This is a genomic window from Cupriavidus sp. F041 (assembly GCF_057814235.1).
The window spans coordinates 4,378,537-4,396,058 of the sequence record NZ_JBVASY010000002.1; the positions used below are offsets into that span (position 1 = coordinate 4,378,537).

The 17,522-nt window shown below is 66.7% G+C and carries 15 protein-coding genes; 9 read left to right on the top strand and 6 right to left on the bottom strand.

Features of this window, described 5'->3' with window-relative positions:
• Positions 1 to 71 precede the first annotated feature (71 nt).
• Positions 72 to 716, top strand: a complete 645-nt coding sequence (locus tag ACZY0R_RS37460; RefSeq protein WP_488865651.1) for a histidine kinase — start codon at positions 72 to 74, stop codon at positions 714 to 716.
• 81 nt (positions 717 to 797) lie between these two features.
• Here ACZY0R_RS37460 and ACZY0R_RS37465 read toward each other — a convergent pair whose 3' ends face one another.
• The 4 genes from ACZY0R_RS37465 to minC all read right to left on the bottom strand — a co-directional run bounded on the left by ACZY0R_RS37465 (position 798) and on the right by minC (position 4,212).
• The gene (locus ACZY0R_RS37465) at positions 798 to 1,880 is read right to left on the bottom strand and encodes a porin (RefSeq protein WP_488865653.1); all 1,083 of its coding nucleotides are present in this window, start codon (positions 1,878 to 1,880) and stop codon (positions 798 to 800) included.
• A 341-nt stretch (positions 1,881 to 2,221) separates the two neighbouring features.
• Complete coding sequence (minE, locus tag ACZY0R_RS37470; protein WP_006164360.1) at positions 2,222 to 2,476, bottom strand: cell division topological specificity factor MinE; 255 nt, start codon at positions 2,474 to 2,476, stop codon at positions 2,222 to 2,224.
• A gap of 15 nt (positions 2,477 to 2,491) precedes the next feature.
• Complete coding sequence (gene minD / locus ACZY0R_RS37475; RefSeq protein ID WP_045240015.1) at positions 2,492 to 3,307, bottom strand: septum site-determining protein MinD; 816 nt, start codon at positions 3,305 to 3,307, stop codon at positions 2,492 to 2,494.
• Positions 3,308 to 3,369: 62 nt separating this feature from the next.
• Positions 3,370 to 4,212, bottom strand: coding sequence for a septum site-determining protein MinC (gene minC / locus ACZY0R_RS37480; protein ID WP_488865656.1), 843 nt, complete (start codon positions 4,210 to 4,212; stop codon positions 3,370 to 3,372).
• 219 nt (positions 4,213 to 4,431) lie between these two features.
• On the opposite strand from minC, the gene ACZY0R_RS37485 reads away from it, so the two are divergent.
• From ACZY0R_RS37485 to kdpE, 8 genes are all read left to right on the top strand, one after another.
• The gene (locus ACZY0R_RS37485; RefSeq protein ID WP_488865658.1) at positions 4,432 to 5,403 is read left to right on the top strand and encodes a magnesium and cobalt transport protein CorA; all 972 of its coding nucleotides are present in this window, start codon (positions 4,432 to 4,434) and stop codon (positions 5,401 to 5,403) included.
• 321 nt (positions 5,404 to 5,724) lie between these two features.
• Positions 5,725 to 5,892, top strand: a complete 168-nt coding sequence (locus ACZY0R_RS37490; RefSeq protein ID WP_200876704.1) for a hypothetical protein — start codon at positions 5,725 to 5,727, stop codon at positions 5,890 to 5,892.
• Entirely contained in the window at positions 5,892 to 5,981 is a 90-nt protein-coding gene (gene kdpF / locus ACZY0R_RS37495) for a K(+)-transporting ATPase subunit F (protein WP_488865660.1), read from the top strand. Before ACZY0R_RS37490 ends, kdpF begins: the two co-directional genes overlap by 1 nt.
• Complete coding sequence (gene kdpA, locus ACZY0R_RS37500; protein ID WP_488865662.1) at positions 5,981 to 7,801, top strand: potassium-transporting ATPase subunit KdpA; 1,821 nt, start codon at positions 5,981 to 5,983, stop codon at positions 7,799 to 7,801. Before kdpF ends, kdpA begins: the two co-directional genes overlap by 1 nt.
• Positions 7,802 to 7,918: 117 nt before the next feature.
• Entirely contained in the window at positions 7,919 to 10,141 is a 2,223-nt protein-coding gene (gene kdpB, locus ACZY0R_RS37505; RefSeq protein WP_488865664.1) for a potassium-transporting ATPase subunit KdpB, read from the top strand.
• 36 nt (positions 10,142 to 10,177) lie between these two features.
• Positions 10,178 to 10,795 (top strand): potassium-transporting ATPase subunit KdpC, encoded by a 618-nt coding sequence (kdpC, locus tag ACZY0R_RS37510; protein ID WP_488865666.1) that lies wholly within the window; start codon positions 10,178 to 10,180, stop codon positions 10,793 to 10,795.
• 159 nt (positions 10,796 to 10,954) lie between these two features.
• The gene (locus ACZY0R_RS37515) at positions 10,955 to 13,930 is read left to right on the top strand and encodes a DUF4118 domain-containing protein (protein WP_488865668.1); all 2,976 of its coding nucleotides are present in this window, start codon (positions 10,955 to 10,957) and stop codon (positions 13,928 to 13,930) included.
• Positions 13,920 to 14,615 carry a two-component system response regulator KdpE gene (gene kdpE, locus ACZY0R_RS37520; RefSeq protein ID WP_488865670.1) on the top strand — a complete coding sequence of 232 codons (696 nt, stop codon included), beginning with the start codon at positions 13,920 to 13,922 and terminating at the stop codon, positions 14,613 to 14,615. Before ACZY0R_RS37515 ends, kdpE begins: the two co-directional genes overlap by 11 nt.
• A gap of 107 nt (positions 14,616 to 14,722) precedes the next feature.
• Here the strand turns inward: kdpE and ACZY0R_RS37525 are convergent, their stop codons facing one another.
• Both ACZY0R_RS37525 and ACZY0R_RS37530 read right to left on the bottom strand, forming a co-directional pair.
• Positions 14,723 to 16,282: a sulfatase-like hydrolase/transferase gene (locus ACZY0R_RS37525; RefSeq protein WP_488865672.1), complete on the bottom strand. Its 1,560-nt coding sequence runs from the start codon at positions 16,280 to 16,282 to the stop codon at positions 14,723 to 14,725.
• A 158-nt stretch (positions 16,283 to 16,440) separates the two neighbouring features.
• Positions 16,441 to 17,388 carry a Bug family tripartite tricarboxylate transporter substrate binding protein gene (locus ACZY0R_RS37530; protein WP_488866397.1) on the bottom strand — a complete coding sequence of 316 codons (948 nt, stop codon included), beginning with the start codon at positions 17,386 to 17,388 and terminating at the stop codon, positions 16,441 to 16,443.
• Between the last annotated feature and the right edge of the window lie 134 nt (positions 17,389 to 17,522).

Below are 17,522 nucleotides of genomic sequence, written 5' to 3' on the forward strand. Positions count from 1 at the left end.
GGAGCGGGAGGCCGACGCAGGCGCCGCCGTCATGCGCCTCCTGCCGGCCAGCCAGCGCCGGCGCCATCGATGTGGCGGCGTATGACAGCGAGGCGCTGGCGTCCTGGCAGACCGGCCTGCGCGCCCTGTCGCACGATTTGCGCGCGCAGCAAAGTGCCATCCTGGCACTGGCCGAGCTGCAACTGGTCGCACCCGAGGCGCTTGCGCACGATGCGTTCGCGGCGCAGGCGGCAGGCCATGCGCAGGCTTCGCTGCGTCTCGCCGACGGCATTGCGCGGCTGTTGCGCGAACTGGTCCACGGTTATCGCACGGAGGTGCTTGACCTGACCGCGCTGCTGCGCGAGGCCGCCGACGCGTTGTGGCAGGCGGCCGGGCCCGGAACCGAACTCCATCTGGCGGGGGCCAGGGTCTGGATACGGGGTGACACGGCGATGCTGTCCGAAGCCCTGCGCGTGCTGCTGGCCCTGGCACTGGACGCCGCCGGGGACACGCGGCCGCTGGTGCGCCAGCAAGTCGACGGACGCATCTGCCGCTTGTCCGTCGCCTTCGTGCCCGGAGCCGAGTCCGCGCAGGCGGCGGAGCCGGTTGCGATGCAGTTCTGCCGCCGCGTGCTGTTGCGCGATGGCGGCACACTCGACATCGGCGGCAGCGCGGATGCGGACGACCATGCCGGCCGGCCCGTCACCTGGCAGCTGCGCCTGCCCGTGCTGCCATGAAAAACAAGAAAGCACCCGAAGGTGCTTTCCTGTCGTTTGACGTCACCCCCGCGCGAGCGGGGGTCAGGCCTGAAAGGACAATCAGAAAATGTGGCGGATACCTGCGGCCACACCGGTCTGGTTGTTCTTGCCCGGCAGTTCGGTACGCGTACCGCCAGTCAGCTTGTTGTAGTCCACGGTGCCGTAGACCTGGGTGCGCTTGGACAGCGAGTACTCGGCCAGCAGCACGCCGGTGTAGCGGTTGCCCTGGTTGTTGGACACGCCGTTCGTGTTCTGGACGTGGTCGCCGTAGAACACGCCAGTCATGGCCAGCGCCGGGGTGACCTGGTAGGTCAGGCCCAGGTAGCCGGTGATGTCCTTGCGCGGGTTTGCCGTGAAGTTGCCGGTCGGGACCGGATTGGCGGTACCGGCTGCCAGTGCATCGCCGTTCAGGCTGGCGTCGACGCTGCCGGTGCGGTCCAGGCCACCGATGTAGCCCAGGAAGATCTTTGCCGGGCCGATGCTGTACTTACCTGCCGCGCCCCACATTTGCTGCTTGTTGCCCGCCGTGTCGCGGGTGAGCTGGTATACGCCACCGAAGCCGAACGGGCCAACGGTGTATGCAGCGCGGAAGCCATAGTATTGCGACGAGGTGAAGGAGCCGGCCTTTTCGCCGAAGCCATAGCTGCCGCCCACGTTCAGGCCGCCGAACTTGCCGTCGTAGCTGACTACGTTGTCATTGCGGAAGTTCGTCAGGAAGAACGGCCAGGCGTTGGCGGTGTAGTTACCGATGGTCAGCGGATCGAAGTCGCCGAAGAAAGTAAAGCCCTCGGTGTACTGGCGGCCCAGCTTCACGGTACCGAAGTCGCCGGACAGACCCACATATGCCTGACGGCCGAACAGACGGCCACCCTGGTTTGCCCTGCCGGTATCCGGATCGAAGCCGTTTTCCAACTGGAAGATTGCCTTCAGGTTGTTGCCCAGGGCTTCGCTGCCCTTGATGCCCCAGCGGCTGTTGGTGATCGCGCCGTTGGTCAACTGGTACAGGCTGTCGTTGTTGGCGTTCGAGTTGTTGGTGTAGCGCAGGCTCTGGTCGACGATGCCGTACAGGGTCACCGACGATTGAGCGTAGGCGCTGCCGGCCAGCAGCGTACCAATGGCAAGGGTGAGGGCTGATCTCTTCATGTGGCTCCTTTTCTGTTCTGTATTTGTCCGCGGCCGGATCACGGCGGCGAACGAGTTTACGTTCCGTGTAAACGCTCGCGGAAATTTAACAAAACAGAAAAGATTTAGACACTAATGCACACCGTTGACGGGCCCTTTGCCGGCAATTGGTGCAAAAGCGTTGCGACGCCGCGACAGAACTATTAAATGGTGCATAGCGAGATGGCGTCGGCGCCATCTCGTTTTCCCCACGGTCGTGGGGCGCACCGGCGGCGCGCAGGCGTGTGGCTGGCCACGGTATGGCCAGGTAGCTACGGCATGACGGCCCGCCACCGCCCGGACTTTGGGCGAGGGGGCGCGGATTAACCCTGCGGGATCTCGATCTTGACCTCGAGCACCTCGAGGTTGTCCTGGCGCTCCAGGCTCACGCGCAGATCCTGGTCGCTGATCTTCACGTACTTGGAAATCACCGCGACCAGTTCACGCTGCAGGGCGGGGAGATAGTCGGCCGGCGCGGAGTGGCCGGTGCGTTCATGGGCGAGGATGATCTGCAGCCGCTCCTTGGCAACCGAGGCGGACTTTTTCTTCTCGCCGAGCAGGAAGGACAGAATCGACATGATGGTGGACCCTCCTTACTTGTTGCCGAAGATGCGCGAAAGCAGCCCCGGCTTCTGGTAGTCGGTGAAACGCATCGGCTTGTCCTTGCCCAGGAAGCGGTCCACCACGTCGCCATAGGCATCGGCTACGTCGGAGCCTTCCAGGTGGATGGCGGGCGTGCCCTGGTTGGATGCGTGCAGCACCGCCTCGGATTCCGGCACCACGCCGATCAGCTTGATGCGCAGGATTTCCTGGATGTCGGTCAGCGACAGCATTTCGCCGCCATGCACGCGCTTGGGGTTGTAGCGGGTGATCAGCAGGTGTTCCTTGACCGGATCGCCACCGTCCACGGCCCGCTTGGTCTTGGACGAGAGGATGCCGAGGATGCGGTCCGAGTCGCGTACCGAGGACACCTCGGGGTTGGTCACGACCAGTGCCTCGTCGGCGAAATACATCGCCAGCAAGGCGCCGGATTCAATGCCTGCCGGCGAGTCGCAGACGATGAACTCGAAGCCCATCTCGACCAGGCCGTTGATGACCTTCTCCACGCCTTCCTTGGTCAGCGCGTCCTTGTCGCGGGTCTGCGAGGCCGGCAGGATGAACAGGTTCTCGCACTTCTTGTCCTTGATCAGGGCCTGGTTCAGGTTGGCCTCGCCTTGCACCACGTTGACCAGGTCATACACGACGCGGCGCTCGCAACCCATGATCAGGTCGAGGTTGCGCAGGCCGACGTCGAAGTCGATCACGGCAGTCTTGTGGCCACGCAAGGCCAGGCCGGCGGAAAAGCTGGCGCTGGTGGTGGTCTTGCCTACGCCTCCCTTGCCGGAGGTCACAACGATGATTTTTGCCATGGCTCTTGGATCCAGTAATGGTTGAAGCTTGCGCTGCTGTGGTTTGGGCTCTGCGGCGGGTGTTACTTCATCCGGAGCGGTTCTAGTATCAGTTTCTCGCCGGCCAGCCGCACCTGGGCCGATTTGCCCAGTACATCGGCGGGCAACGGCAGTTCGGCGGTGCGGTAGATGCCGGCGATCGACAGCAGTTCGGGCTCCAGGCAGGTGCAGAAGATGCGCGCCTGCGCGTTGCCCTTGACGCCCGCCAGCGCGCGGCCGCGCAGCGGGGCATAAATATGGATATTGCCTTCGGCGATCACCTCGGCGCCGTAGCTGACCAGGTCGAGTATCACGACGTCGCCGGCGGCGTAGATCTGCTGGCCGGAGCGCAGTGGCTTGTCGATCAGCATGGTGGGTACGCCGCGCGAAGCGGCTTCGGCCAGCGCGGCGGCGGCCACGGCCGCGGCTTCCACCTCGGCTGCCGCGGCTTTGGCTTCGGCATGCGCCTTCGCTTCGGCCTCTGACTCAGCCTGTGTCTCGGCCTGGGCTTCGGCTTCGATCCTGGCCGGTGCCGCTCCGGCCAGCGGCGCTTCGTCGCGTCCGCCGCGCCGGCTCTGGCTGTCCAGCAGGGGCAGGCCGAACGACTCGGCCCAGCCGCGCTGCGCCTCGCGCGCAACCACGCCGATGGCGCGGGCCTTGAGCAGGGCCAGGGTTTCGATCACGGTGTCCAGTGCGACCCTGTCGTCGCCTTCCAGGCGGCGCAGGTCCAGGGCGACCACATCATTGGAGAAGAAATCGGGGGTCGATTCGAAGCGGGACAGAAGATCGTCCCGCAGCGCTGCGATGTCAGCGGTCTTGAGAGCGAGTAGGAGGGCGTCGACATTGCCACTGCGCAGCTCGAAGCGTGGCGATTTCTTCTGGGACATAGTCGGTGACCGTGGAAATGGGACATTCTAACTTCGTCTGGGTGCAGAACTGTAACAAATGACCGATGCAGGCGGGCCAGTGCCGGATGCGGCGCGTTGATGGCACGTTTTCCCGGGCGGATGCATTGTCTCCGGCGCCGCGCGCAGGCAACGGCACACCGGCGCGCCGTGCTGCCGCCGCTCTTGTTACGATTGCGCCATCTGAACAACGGAGTGCTCATGGGCGCGATCGTCAATAGTGTGGCCTACCGGGGCGGCAAGCGGCTGGGCGACGTGGCCGTGGACGAAATCAGCGAAGCGATCACCGTGCCCGGCACCTTTGTGTGGCTGGGACTGCACGAACCGGACCTGCCGCTGCTGCGCAAGGTGCAGCAGGCGTTCGGCCTGCACGACCTGGCGGTCGAGGATGCCCTGGACGCGCACCAGCGGCCCAAGCTGGAAACCTACGGCGACTCGATCTTCATCGTGCTCAACACCGCCCAGTTGGTGGACGAGGAAGTGGTGGTGGGCGAGACCCACCTGTTCGTCGGCCCCAACTATGTGGTATCGGTCCGCCACGGCGTGAGCAGCAGCTACGCGCCGGTGCGCGAGCGCTGCGAGAGCGATCCGCGCGCGCTGGCCAACGGCCCGGGCTATGTGCTCTACGCATTGATGGATTTCGTGGTGGATCACTACATGCCCATCGTCACCCGGCTCGAGGACGCCTTCGAGCGGCTTGAGGAAGGCATTTTCCGCGACGAGTTCGACCGCGCCGCGATCGAGCACCTGTACCACATCAAGCGCCAGGTGCTGCGCCTGCGCAATGCGGTCTACCCGATCGAGGAGATCTGCGGGCAACTGATCCGCTTGCACGAGGAACTGGTGCCCAAGGAGCTGCGCGCGTACTTCCGCGATATCGAGGACCATGCCAGCCGCCTGGTGCGCACCCTCGACGTGGTGCGCGAGATGCTGACCACCGCGGTGCAGGTGAATCTGGCGCTGGTCACCGTGGGCCAGAACGAGGTGGTCAAGCGCCTTGCCGGCTGGGGCGCCATCCTGGCCATCCCCACGGTGGTGTTCAGCCTGTACGGCATGAACTTCAGCTTCATGCCTGAGCTGCAGTTCCACTATGCGTATCCGGTGGTGATCGGTGTGACGGTGCTGGCCTGCGGCGGGCTCTGGCGCAAGCTGCACAAGTCGGGCTGGATCTGAGGCGCGTGGCCGGGCCCGGCCTACCGAGCAAAGACATCGTCTATATCGCGCCGGTCCCGGCCGAGGTGGGCCAGACCTACATGGACGTGAGCAGGCTCTCCTCACGCGGCCGGCCCACAGCCGGCTTCGGCGTCCTGCCTTGCCCCGCAAGGCCAAAGCCCACGGGGGTTTTATTCTCGCCCCGGCACGCCGCGCCGCGCACTTGCGCGCTGTCTTTACGCGATTTTTATATCTTCTTTACATCCCCGCCTCCCCTCTCTACCCCGTTTTTACCGCGCCATCCCTAATCTGCCATCTGTGAATCACTCACGGTGTGTTGCCATGGACGGGATCTATTTCATTGGTTTGTTGCTGTTCGGTGCGCTGACTGGCGCACTGCTGGCCTTATGCGCCGCGCTGGGAAGCAAACCGCCTGGCGCGGCCGAGGGGCCGGGCGCGGAGGGTGCCGAAGTGCGCCGCAAGGACAGTGCCACCGACAGGAGGCTGTGATGGACTGGGCTGACCTGCTGGGCGGCATGCTCGCCGTCGCTGTCTTTATCTACCTCCTGATCGCCTTGTTCCGGCCGGAGAAATTCTGATGTCAACCGAATTCCTTGGACTTCTGGTCCTCTACCTGGCCATCCTGCTGGCGCTCGCGCCCCTCGTGGGGCGCTATATCCGCCGCGCGATGGAAGACGAGCGCTACCTCGCCACAGCCTGGGGCCGCCCGCTGGAGCGCGTGCTGTACCGCGTGGCCGGCGTGCGCGCCAATGCCGAGATGGGCTGGAAGCAGTACGCCGTCGCGGTCATCGCCTTCAACATGCTGGGTGTGGTGGCGGTCTACGCGCTGCAGCGCCTGCAGGGCGGGCTGCCGCTCAACCCGCAAGGCTTCGGCGCGGTGTCGCCGGACTCGGCCTTCAACACTGCCGTGAGCTTTGTGGCCAACACCAACTGGCAGGGTTATGCGGGCGAATCCACCATGAGCTACCTGACGCAGATGCTGGGGCTCACGGTGCAGAACTTCGTCTCGGCGGCCACCGGCATCGCCGTGGTGTTCGCGCTGATCCGAGGCTTCGCGCGGCAGAGCGCAGCCACCATCGGCAACTTCTGGGTGGACATGACGCGCTGCACGCTCTACGTGCTGGTACCAATCTCCACCGCCATCGCGCTGGCGCTGGTCAGCCAGGGCGTGATCCAGAATTTCGACAGTTATAAGGAAGTCACGCTGGTGACGCCGGTCGAGTACAGCCAGCCCAAGGTGGACGCAGCCGGCCAGCCCGTGCTCGACGCCAAGGGCGCGCCCGTGACGGAGGCCATGAAGACCGACAAGCAGACGCTGGCAATGGGCCCGGTGGCTTCGCAGGAAGCCATCAAGATGCTCGGCACCAATGGCGGCGGCTTCTTCAACGCCAACTCGGCCCATCCCTACGAGAACCCGACGGAGCTCGCCAACCTGATCGAGATGCTGGCCATCTTCCTGATTCCGGCGGCCTTGTGCTTCACCTTCGGCGAGATGGTCAAGGACCGCCGCCAGGGCGTTGCGATCCTGGCCTCGATGGCGGTGATCTTTATCGTCATGGCGTGCGTGGCCGCGCTCTCCGAGCAGATGGCCAACGGCGCGCTGGCGGGATTGCCGATCGACCACGCGGCCAGCGCGCTGCAGGCCGGCGGCAATATGGAAGGCAAGGAAACGCGCTTCGGCATTGCCGCCACCGCGCTGTTCGCCACCATCACCACGGCGGCATCGTGCGGCGCGGTCAACGCCATGCATGACTCCTTCACCGCCATCGGCGGCCTGGTGCCGATGCTGCTGATGCAGCTTGGCGAGGTGGTGTTCGGCGGCGTCGGCTCGGGCCTGTACGGCATGCTGGTGTACGCGGTGCTGGCAGTGTTCATCGCAGGGTTGATGATCGGCCGCACGCCGGAGTACCTGGGCAAGAAGATCGAGACCTACGAGATGAAGATGACTGCCGTGGCGATCCTCGTCACGCCCTTGCTGGTGCTCCTGGGCACCGCGGTGGCGGTGATGGTGGAGCCGGGCCGCGCCGGTGTGTTCAACCCTGGCACGCACGGCTTCTCGGAAATCCTCTATGCGTTCTCGTCGGCCGCCAACAACAACGGCAGCGCCTTCGCCGGCTTGTCGGCCAACACGCCCTTCTACAACGTGGCGCTGGCCGCGGCGATGTGGTTCGGCCGCTTCTGGATCATCGTGCCGATCCTGGCCATGGCGGGTTCGCTGGCGGCCAAGCGCCGGCTGCCGGTCACCGGCGGCACCATGCCCACGCACGGTCCCCTGTTTGTGGTGCTGCTGGTTGGCTCGGTGCTGATGGTGGGCGCGCTGACCTATATCCCGGCGCTCGCGCTGGGTCCGGTGGCGGAGCAATTGCAGCCCCCCGCGGTGACGGCGGCGGGCAAGTGACAGAGCGCCTGCCGCGCGGCATGGCGAGGCAGCAAACCAGCAAGCAATGAGGGCTGCCGTCCGCGCGGGCGGCGCCAGCCCTCAAGAATAGCGTATCAGCGTATTGCGGAGAAACGCATGCAACAAGAATCCATGGTGACGCGGGGCAAGACTGCCGGCGCGGCACCGGCAAACACGACTCCGGCGACCAGTGTGGCCACGCCGGCCCACGGATCCGGCAAGGGCGGCGGCCATCATCGTCCGGCGCGCGGCGGCATGTTCGCGCCCGAGCTGGTCAAGCCGGCCCTGCTCGACTCGGTGAAGAAGCTCTCGCCGCGCGACCAGTTGCGCAACCCGGTGATGTTCGTGGTCTACGCGGGCAGCATCCTGACCACCATCCTGTTTTTCCGCGCCTTGTTCGCGCCAGCCACGGCGGGCGGCGAGAGCGCCGGCTTCATCCTCACGGTATCGGTGTGGCTGTGGTTCACCGTGCTGTTCGCCAACTTTGCCGAAGCGCTGGCCGAAGGGCGCAGCAAGCAGCAGGCCGAGGCGCTGCGCGGGCTGAAGACCACGGTCACCGCCAAGCTGATCAGGGAAGGCCGGCGCGATTACCGCGCCGCCGGCGCCACCGAGCCGCGCGGCGCCGCCGCGCTGCGCCGTGGCGACGTGGTGCTGGTCGAAGCCGGCGACATGGTGCCTGGCGACGGCGAAGTGATCGAAGGCGTGGCCTCGGTGGACGAGAGCGCCATCACCGGCGAATCGGCGCCGGTGATCCGCGAGTCGGGTGGAGATTTCTCTTCAGTCACGGGCGGCACGCGCGTGCTGTCCGACTGGATCGTGGTGCGCATTACCACCAATCCGGGCGAGAGCTTTATCGACCGCATGATCACCATGGTCGAAGGCGCCAAGCGCCAGAAGACGCCGAACGAACTGGCGCTGACCATCCTGCTGGTCGGGCTGACCATCGTGCTGCTGCTGGCCACCGCCACGCTGCAGCCGTTCTCGGTGTTCAGCGTACTCGTGGCCAAGGCCGGCATGCCGGTCACCATCACCGTGCTGATCGCGCTGCTGGTGTGCCTGATCCCGACCACCATCGGCGGCCTGCTGTCGGCCATCGGCGTGGCGGGCATGAGCCGCATGATGGAAGCCAATGTGATCGCGACCTCGGGCCGCGCGGTGGAAGCCGCGGGCGACGTGGACGTGCTGCTGCTCGACAAGACCGGCACCATCACGCACGGCAACCGCCAGGCCTCGCGCTTTATCGCCGCGCCCGGCGTGTCGGCGCAGCAACTGGCCGAAGCCGCGTGGCTGTCGTCGCTGGCCGACGAAACGCCGGAAGGCCGCAGCATCGTGACGCTGGCGCGCCAGCAGGCCGGCGCGGCTACGCCCGACATCAGCGCGCTGCGCCCGATCTTCGTACCGTTCACCGCGCAGACCCGCATGAGCGGCGTGGATGCCGGCGGCCGCAGCGTGCGCAAAGGCGCCGCCGATGCCGTGCGCAAGTACGTGACCGAGCGCGCGGGCAAGTTCCCCGACGCGGTGATGCAGGCCGTGGACGACGTGGCGCGAGCCGGCAGCACGCCGCTGGTGGTGGCGGAATCCTGCGCCGATGGCGAGAACGTGCGCGTGCTCGGCGTGGTCGAGCTCAAGGACATCGTCAAGGCCGGCATCCGCGAGCGCTTCGGCGAGCTGCGCAAGATGGGCATCAAGACCGTGATGATCACCGGCGACAACCGCCTGACCGCGGCGTCGATCGCCGCCGAGGCTGGCGTCGATGACTTCCTCGCCGAGGCCACGCCCGAAGCCAAGCTCAAGCTGATCCGCGACTACCAGGCCGAAGGCCGCCTGGTGGCGATGACCGGCGACGGCACCAACGACGCCCCCGCGCTGGCGCAGGCCGATGTGGCCGTGGCGATGAACAGCGGCACGCAGGCTGCCAAGGAAGCCGGCAATATGGTCGACCTCGACAGCAATCCCACCAAGCTGATCGAGATCGTGGAGATCGGCAAGCAGATGCTGATGACGCGCGGCTCGCTGACCACCTTCAGCGTGGCCAACGACGTGGCGAAGTATTTCGCCATCATCCCGGCCGCCTTCGCCACCACGTATCCGCAGCTCAACCAGCTCAACGTGATGGGTTTGTCGACGCCGGCCTCGGCCATCTTGTCGGCGGTGATCTTCAACGCGCTGATCATCGTGGTACTGATTCCGCTGGCCTTGCGCGGCGTGGTGTACCGCCCGCTCGGCGCCGCCGTGCTGCTGCGGCGCAACCTGCTGGTGTATGGGCTGGGCGGCATCCTGGTTCCGTTCGTCGGCATCAAGGTGATCGACATGATCCTGGCGCTGTTCGGCTGGGTCTGAGCGCGTCGAACGCGTGGCATGTAAACGGAGCAATCAATGAATACGAAAGTCCAGACCGCGCAGCCTGTTGCGCCCATCCAGGGTGGCCTGCTGCGGCCCTTGCTGACGGTGTTTGTCGTGTTGTCGGCCGTCACCGGGCTGTTGTATCCCGGCGTGATCACCGGCATTTCGAGTGCCGTGTTTCCGCACGAGGCGGCAGGCTCGCTGATCGTCAAGGACGGCAAGGCCATTGGCTCGGAACTGATCGGCCAGCCGTTCTCTGACCCCAGGTACTTCTGGGGCCGCTTGTCGGCTACCGCGCCCATGCCGTATAACGCGGCGGCATCCGGCGGCTCCAACCTCGGCCCGAGCAATCCTGCGCTGACCGATGCGGCGCGTGGCCGCATCGAAGCGCTGCGCGAAGCCGATCCCGGCAACCAGGCGCCGGTACCGGTGGATCTGGTGACCGCTTCGGGCAGCGGGCTCGATCCGCACATCAGCCCGGCCGCGGCGCAGTATCAGGCGGCACGCGTGGCCCGGCTGCGTGGCCTGCCCCTGGAGCGCGTGCAGGCGCTGATTGCGGCGAATACGGACGGGCCGCTGCTGGCGGTGATGGGCGATCCGGTGGTGAATGTGCTGAAGTTGAATCTGGCGCTGGATGGCGAGAAGCGGTGAGGTCGGGGAGCCATTGGCGCGCAAGCAATGCCCGCTGGTTTGCTCCTCTCTCCAAGAGGGGAGAGGGAGTGACAGCCGTCGTCATGGCAAACGGTTCTTGCGCACCAGGCGTGGCACAATCGTTTGTATCCATCCCTCTCCCGGGCAATGACCCCCACCATGCCTGACACCGCCACGCGCGACGCCCCCGGTCGGCCCGATCCCGATGCCTTGCTGCAACGCATGCAGGCGGAGGGCGAGCGCGCAGCGCGCGGCAAGCTGCGTGTGTATTTCGGCGCTTCCGCCGGCGTCGGCAAGACCTTCGCCATGCTGGCCGCCGCGCGGGCGCTGCGCGAGCAAGGCAGCGATGTGGTGATCGGCGTGGTGGAAACCCATGGCCGCGCCGAGACCGAGGCGCTGATCGCGGGGCTGGAGCGGCTGCCGATGAAGGCCATGCCGCATCACAAGCTCGACGACCGCGTGCTGCAGGAGTTCGATCTCGACGGTGCGCTGGCCCGGCGCCCGGCGCTGATCCTGGTCGACGAGCTGGCGCATTCCAACGCGCCCGGCAGCCGTCACCCCAAGCGCTGGCAGGACATCGAGGAACTGTTGTCGGCCGGCATCGATGTGTGGACCACCGTCAATGTCCAGCATCTGGATAGCCTAAACGAGGCGGTGGGCGGCATCACCGGCATCCGCGTGTGGGAGACCGTGCCCGACACGGTGTTCGACGACGCCGACGAAGTCATCCTGGTGGACCTGCCCGCCGACGAACTGCTGCGGCGGCTGCGCGACGGCAAGGTCTACCTGCCGGAACAGGCCCGGACCGCGGCCAGCAACTTCTTCCGCAAGGGCAACCTGATCGCGCTGCGCGAACTGGCGCTGCGCCGCACCGCCGACCGCGTCGACGACGATGTGCGCGCCTACCGGCACGCCGAATCGATCCGCCCGGTGTGGCGCACGCGCGAAGCGGTGCTGGCGTGCATCGGCACCGGCGACGACGCGGCGCAGGTGGTCAAGAGCGCGCGCCGGCTGGCCGGGCAGCTCGATTGCGACTGGCATGTGGTGACGGTGGCCACGCCGCGGCTGGCGCGGTTCGCCGAGCAGGAGCGCGCGAACATCGAGGAGGCGATGCGGCTGGCCGAAGAGCTCGGCGCGCGCACCGAGACCCTGGCCGGCAGCGATATCGTGCAGGCGGTGGCGGGCTATGTGCGGCGCCACAATCTCACCAAGGTCGTGGTCGGGCGCGCGCCAGGGACCTGGCACCATAGTGGCGGCAGCCCGCTGGCGCGCGCGCGGGAGCTGCTGGCACTGGGCCTGTCGCCGTTCCTGGGTGCGCGCGCCTGGCTGTTCGGGCGCCATAGCTTTGCCGACTCGCTGGCGCTGGGCTGCCCGGAGATCGACGTGATCCGTGTCGCCGCCGATGCCATGGGCGCCGACACGCGCGGCCGCGCGCAACCGGTGGCCGGGCGCGCCGACGTGCGCGAGGATCCGGCCCGCAATGACGACAGCAGCGAGGTGGCGCACCGCATCGACTACCTGTGGGCGGTTGCGTGGTGCGGCGGCGCCAGCTTGTTGTCGGCGCTGACGCGGCCTTGGTTCGACCTGGTCAATATCGCGATGTTGTTCCTCGCGGCCGTGGTCGGCGTGGCGCTGCGCCACGGCCGCGGCCCCGCCGCTCTGGCCTCGGTGCTGTCGGTGGCGGCTTTCGATTTCTTCTTCGTGCCGCCGCGCATGTCCTTCGCGGTCAGCGACGTGCAGTACCTGGTGACGTTCGTGGTGATGCTGGCGGTGGGCCTGGTGATTGGCCAGCTCACCGCCGGGCTGCGCGAGCAGGCCCAGGTTTCGGTTGAGCGCGAAACCGATGCCCGCACCCTCTACGAGCTGGCGCGCGAGTTGTCCGCCGCGCTGATGCCCGAGCAGATCATCGAGATCAGCGGCCGCTTCCTGCACGCCGCGCTGGGAGCGCGTTCGGCGTTCTTCCTGGTGTCGCCCAAGGGGCGGCTGATGCCGCCAGTGATCGATCCGGCGCAGCGCGGCAGCGACGCCATCGACCCGGTGCTGGCGCAATGGGTATTCGATCATGGCCAGCCCGCAGGCACCGGCACCCACACGCTGCCGGGCAGCACCGTGCTCTACCTGCCGCTCAAGGCGCCGATGCAGACGCGCGGCGTGCTGGCGGTGGAGCCGCAGGAGTGGCGCGCCTTTGCGCGGCCCGAGCGGCGAAGGCAGATCGATGTGTTCGCCACGCTGATCGCGATCGCCATCGAGCGGCTGCATTATGTGGAGGTGGCGCAGCAGGCGCTGGTGTCGATGGAGTCGGAGCGGCTGCGCAGCTCGCTGCTGGCCGCCGTCTCGCACGATCTGCGCACGCCGCTGACCAGCCTGATCGGCATGGCCGAAACCATGCAGCGCACCGAACCGCCGCTGCCTCCGCCGCTGTCCGAAACCGTGGACGCGATGCGCGAGCAGGCCCTGCGCATGCGTACCATGGTGGTCAACTTGCTCGACATGGCGCGCCTGCAAAGCCGCGATGTACGCATGCAGAAGGAGTGGCAATCGCTCGAAGAGCTGGTGGGCGCGGCACTGGCCGGCATGCGCGACGCGCTCTCGCGGCACCGCGTGTCGGTGGCCGATCTGTCGGCGTTGCCGCTGGTGGAGTGCGACGCGGTGCTGATGGAGCGGGTGCTGTGCAACCTGCTGGAGAACGCCGCCAAGTACACGCCGCCGGGCACCAGCATCCGCATCGCCGGCGAGGTGGCTGACGCGGAGGTGCGGCTCGTGGTGGAGGACGACGGCCCCGGCGTGCCGCGCGGACAGGAGCTGTCGATCTTCCAGAAATTCACGCGCGGCGAGCGCGAGTCGGCCACCGCCGGCGTGGGCCTGGGGCTGGCCGTTTGCGAAGCCATCGTGCAGGCGCACGGCGGGCGCATCTGGGTGGAAGGCGCCGGCGTGGCGCGTGCCGGCGGCACGCAGGGCACCGGCGCGCGATTCGTGGTGGCGCTGCCGCGCGGCAATCCGCCGGCGATCGAGCCGGAGCCGCCCGAGCCGGGTGTGGTGGCGCACGAATCGCAGCAAGGCGGAATGTCCTGGAGCGGTGCCGGGCGTGTCGCGCACGAAGCAGCAAACAAGGAATCCAACCGAAATGACATTTGAATTTTCGCCGACGGTATTGCTGGTCGAAGACGAGCCGCATATCCGGCGTTTCGTGCGCGAGGCGTTGCAGGCGGAGGGCTGCACCGTGCATGAGGCCGAGACGCTCAAGCGCGGCCTGATCGATGCCGGCACGCGCCAGCCCGACGTGGTGATCCTCGACCTCGGCCTGCCCGACGGCGACGGCATGACGCTGATCCGCGAGATGCGCACCTGGACCGAAGTGCCGGTGCTGGTGCTATCGGCGCGCACCGGCGAAGCCGACAAGATCGCCGCGCTCGATGCCGGCGCCGACGACTACCTGACCAAGCCCTTCGGCGTGGGCGAACTGATCGCGCGCGTGCGCGTGCTGCTGCGCCGGCATGCCAAGATCAATCCGCAAGGCACGCCGCTGGTCGCCTTTGGCGAAGTGCGGATCGACCTGGCCAACCGGGTAATCACGCGCGCCGGCGAGGACGTGCATCTCACGCCGATCGAATACCGCCTGCTGGCCGTGCTGATCGCGCATCGCGGCAAGGTGATGACGCATCGCGAGCTACTGCGTGAAGTGTGGGGGCCCGCGCATTCCGAGAGCAGCCATTACTTGCGGGTGTATATGGGGCACCTGCGGCACAAGCTCGAAACCGATCCCGCGCAGCCTTCGCATCTGATGACGGAGGTGGGGGTGGGGTATCGGTTCGTGGGGTGACAGGGCGGCCGGGCTTGCCCGCCAGACGAAGAAAGGGCGCCTCGCGGTGCTGCATCTCTGCCGAATCGACCCTGCCCCCGCCGCGAGGGCCGCTCACCGTTCACCGCTCACCACACGCCAAAGAACACGCCCGCCTGCTTATACACATTGGTCTTCGCCGCCACTTCCGCATTGCTGACCGTGGTGCGTGGCTTCAGCGTGCAGAACCACTCCAGCAGATGCCCCTGCATGGCCGAGCGGATCGGCTCATGGCCGGCATCCCCACCCAGGTCGAAGAACTCATCGGGGTCGCGCTCCAGGTCGAACAGCTGCGGGCGGAAGCCCTGCCAGTAAACATACTTCCAGCGGGCGTTGCGGACCATCCAGGCACGGCATTCGCCCGGGTGCCGGCCCAGCGCCACGCGCGCGCCGCGATAGGCGTAGTCCAGCTCCGACACCACGAAATCGCGCCACGTACCAGCGCTGCGTGCGCGCGTGAGATCCAGCAGCGAGCGGCCTTCGACGCGATGGTCCGCCGGCGGCAGGCCCAGGGCGTCCAGCACGGTCGGCACCACGTCCACGGCGGAGACCATGCGCGCATCGGCGCTGCCGCGCGTGGCATCGGCGTCAGGCGACGGGTCGTAGACGATCAGCGGGATATTCTGCACGGTGTCGTAGAACTGCTCCTTCTCGCCGAGCCAGTGATCGCCGAGGAAGTCGCCGTGATCGGCGGTGAAGACGATCAGCGTATCCTCCCAGCGGCCCAGGCGTTCGAGCTGTTCCCACAGCTCGCCAAGCCGGTCGTCGATCTGCTGCACCAGCCCCTGATAGGCGGGGCGAACCGTGTCCGAGACTTCGCTGCGCATGAAGTTGGCGCATTCCTCCTGCGTGCGGTATGCGTCCAGCACCGGGTGCGGATCCTCCAGCTCCACGTCGTGGCGCTTGAGCGGCAGGCAGTCGTCCAGCGAGTAAGCCGCGTGGTAAGGCGCCGGCGCCATATAGGGCCAGTGCGGCTTGACCAGCGAGAGATGCAGCACCCACGGATCGTCGCCACGCGCGGCGATGTACTGCATGGCCTGGCCTACCGTATAAGCCGTCTCCGAATGCGGCTCCGCCACGCGCGCCGGCAGGCCTGCATTGCGCATCTGCCAGCCCGACACGATCTCGCCCTGCGCGTTCTCCGCGCTGATCACGTAATCGGTCCAGGGATCGGCGCTGTCGTAACCCTGCTGGCGCAGCCAGTCGGCATAGGCGCCGCGGGGCTCGGCGTGGTGGCCGTCGTGACGGTCGACTTCGACAAAATGCCCGCTGCGCAGCAGCGTTTCCAGCTCGCTGCCGCCGTCGAGGTGCAGGCGCTTCATGTTGGCGTTGTCGGGCATGACGTGGGTCTTGCCGGCGAGCGCCAGTGAGCGGTGACTGTCCTTCAGGTACTCGCCCAGCGTCACTTCGCCGACCGACAGCGGCACGCGGTTCCAGGTGGCGCCATGGCTGCTGGGGTAGCGGCCGGTGTAGAAGCTCATGCGGCTCGGGCCGCAGACGCCGGAGGTGACGAAGGCCTTGGTGAAGCGCACGCCGCGGGCGGCGAGGGCGTCGATGTTCCTGGTGCGCAGGGTGGGGTGGCCGTAGCAGGTCAGGTGGTCCTGACGCAACTGGTCGCACATGATGAAGAGGGTGTTTCTCGTGGACATGGCTTTTTTGACGATCTGCCTGGGGTCGGACGATTGCCGCCCGACCCAGATTCCATCAATTCAACAAATAACAGAATGGGAGTCGACGATGATTACATCAGTCATGGATATAACATTTATCTGATGAATAATCATTTCGATATTATATGGGGATATTTTCAGTCTCCCGTATAACCGGATGCCTTGACCACCGGCCCCCAGCGCCCGGCGTCCGCCGCCAGCACCTTCCCGAACTGCTCCGCGCTCCCGGTCAGCGGCTCCAGTCCCAGCTTCAGGAAGCGCTCCTTCAGGTCCCCCGACTGCACCGCGTGCACAATCGCCGCGTTCAGCCGCTCGATGGCCGCCTTCGGCAAGCCAGCCGGCGCCAGGAAGCCGTACCTGCCTACGCCCTCGATATCCTTATAGCCAAGCTCGGTAAACGTGGGCACATCCGGCAGCGCCACCGACCGCTGCATTCCCGAACTCGCCAGCACGCGAATCTTCCCGGCCCGGTGCATCTCGGTCAGGTCGGCCAGCGTATCGACCGACGCCGGCACCTGCCCGCCCACCAGCGCATTCATCAGCGGTGCCGAGCCATTGAACGGCACATGCAGCATCTCGATGCCTACCTGCCTGCCGATCAGCAAGCCAAAGAAGTGCGGGATGCTGCCAAGCGCCGGCGAGGCGTAGGAGTTGTTCTTCGCAGGGTTGGCCTTGAGCCAGTCGATGTACTCCTTCAGCGTCTTCGCCGTCGTGCCGGGGCCGGCGGCCAGCGCCAGCTGGAAGTTGGCGGCCTGCGCCACCGGGGTGAAGTCGCGCTGGATGTCGTAGTTGAGCTTGCGGTAGACCAGCGGGGCGATGGTCATTACCGCCGAGTTGGCGATCACCAGCGTGTTGCCGTCCGCGGGCAGGGTGCGGGCGTAGTCCATCACCAGGCGGCCGCCGGCGCCAGGCTTGTTCTCGATGACCACGGTCTGCCTGAGTTCGTCGCGCAGCTTGTCGCCGATCAGGCGCGCGGCCAGGTCGGCGGTGCCGCCGGCGGGGTAGCCCACAAGGATGCGCAGAGGACGGTCATTCTGGGCGCTGGCCGGTGCGCTGGGCAGGCAGGTGGCGGCCAGCACGGTCATGGTGGCGAGGGTGGGAACTAGCGCGCGCAGCAGTTTGGCGGGTTTCACGGATTCTCCTGTTGGTTCGGCATCGGCGGGAAGCCGGCCAATTTATCGATACGGTCGTGGTGAGCCAAAGAAGCGTTTCGCGGATC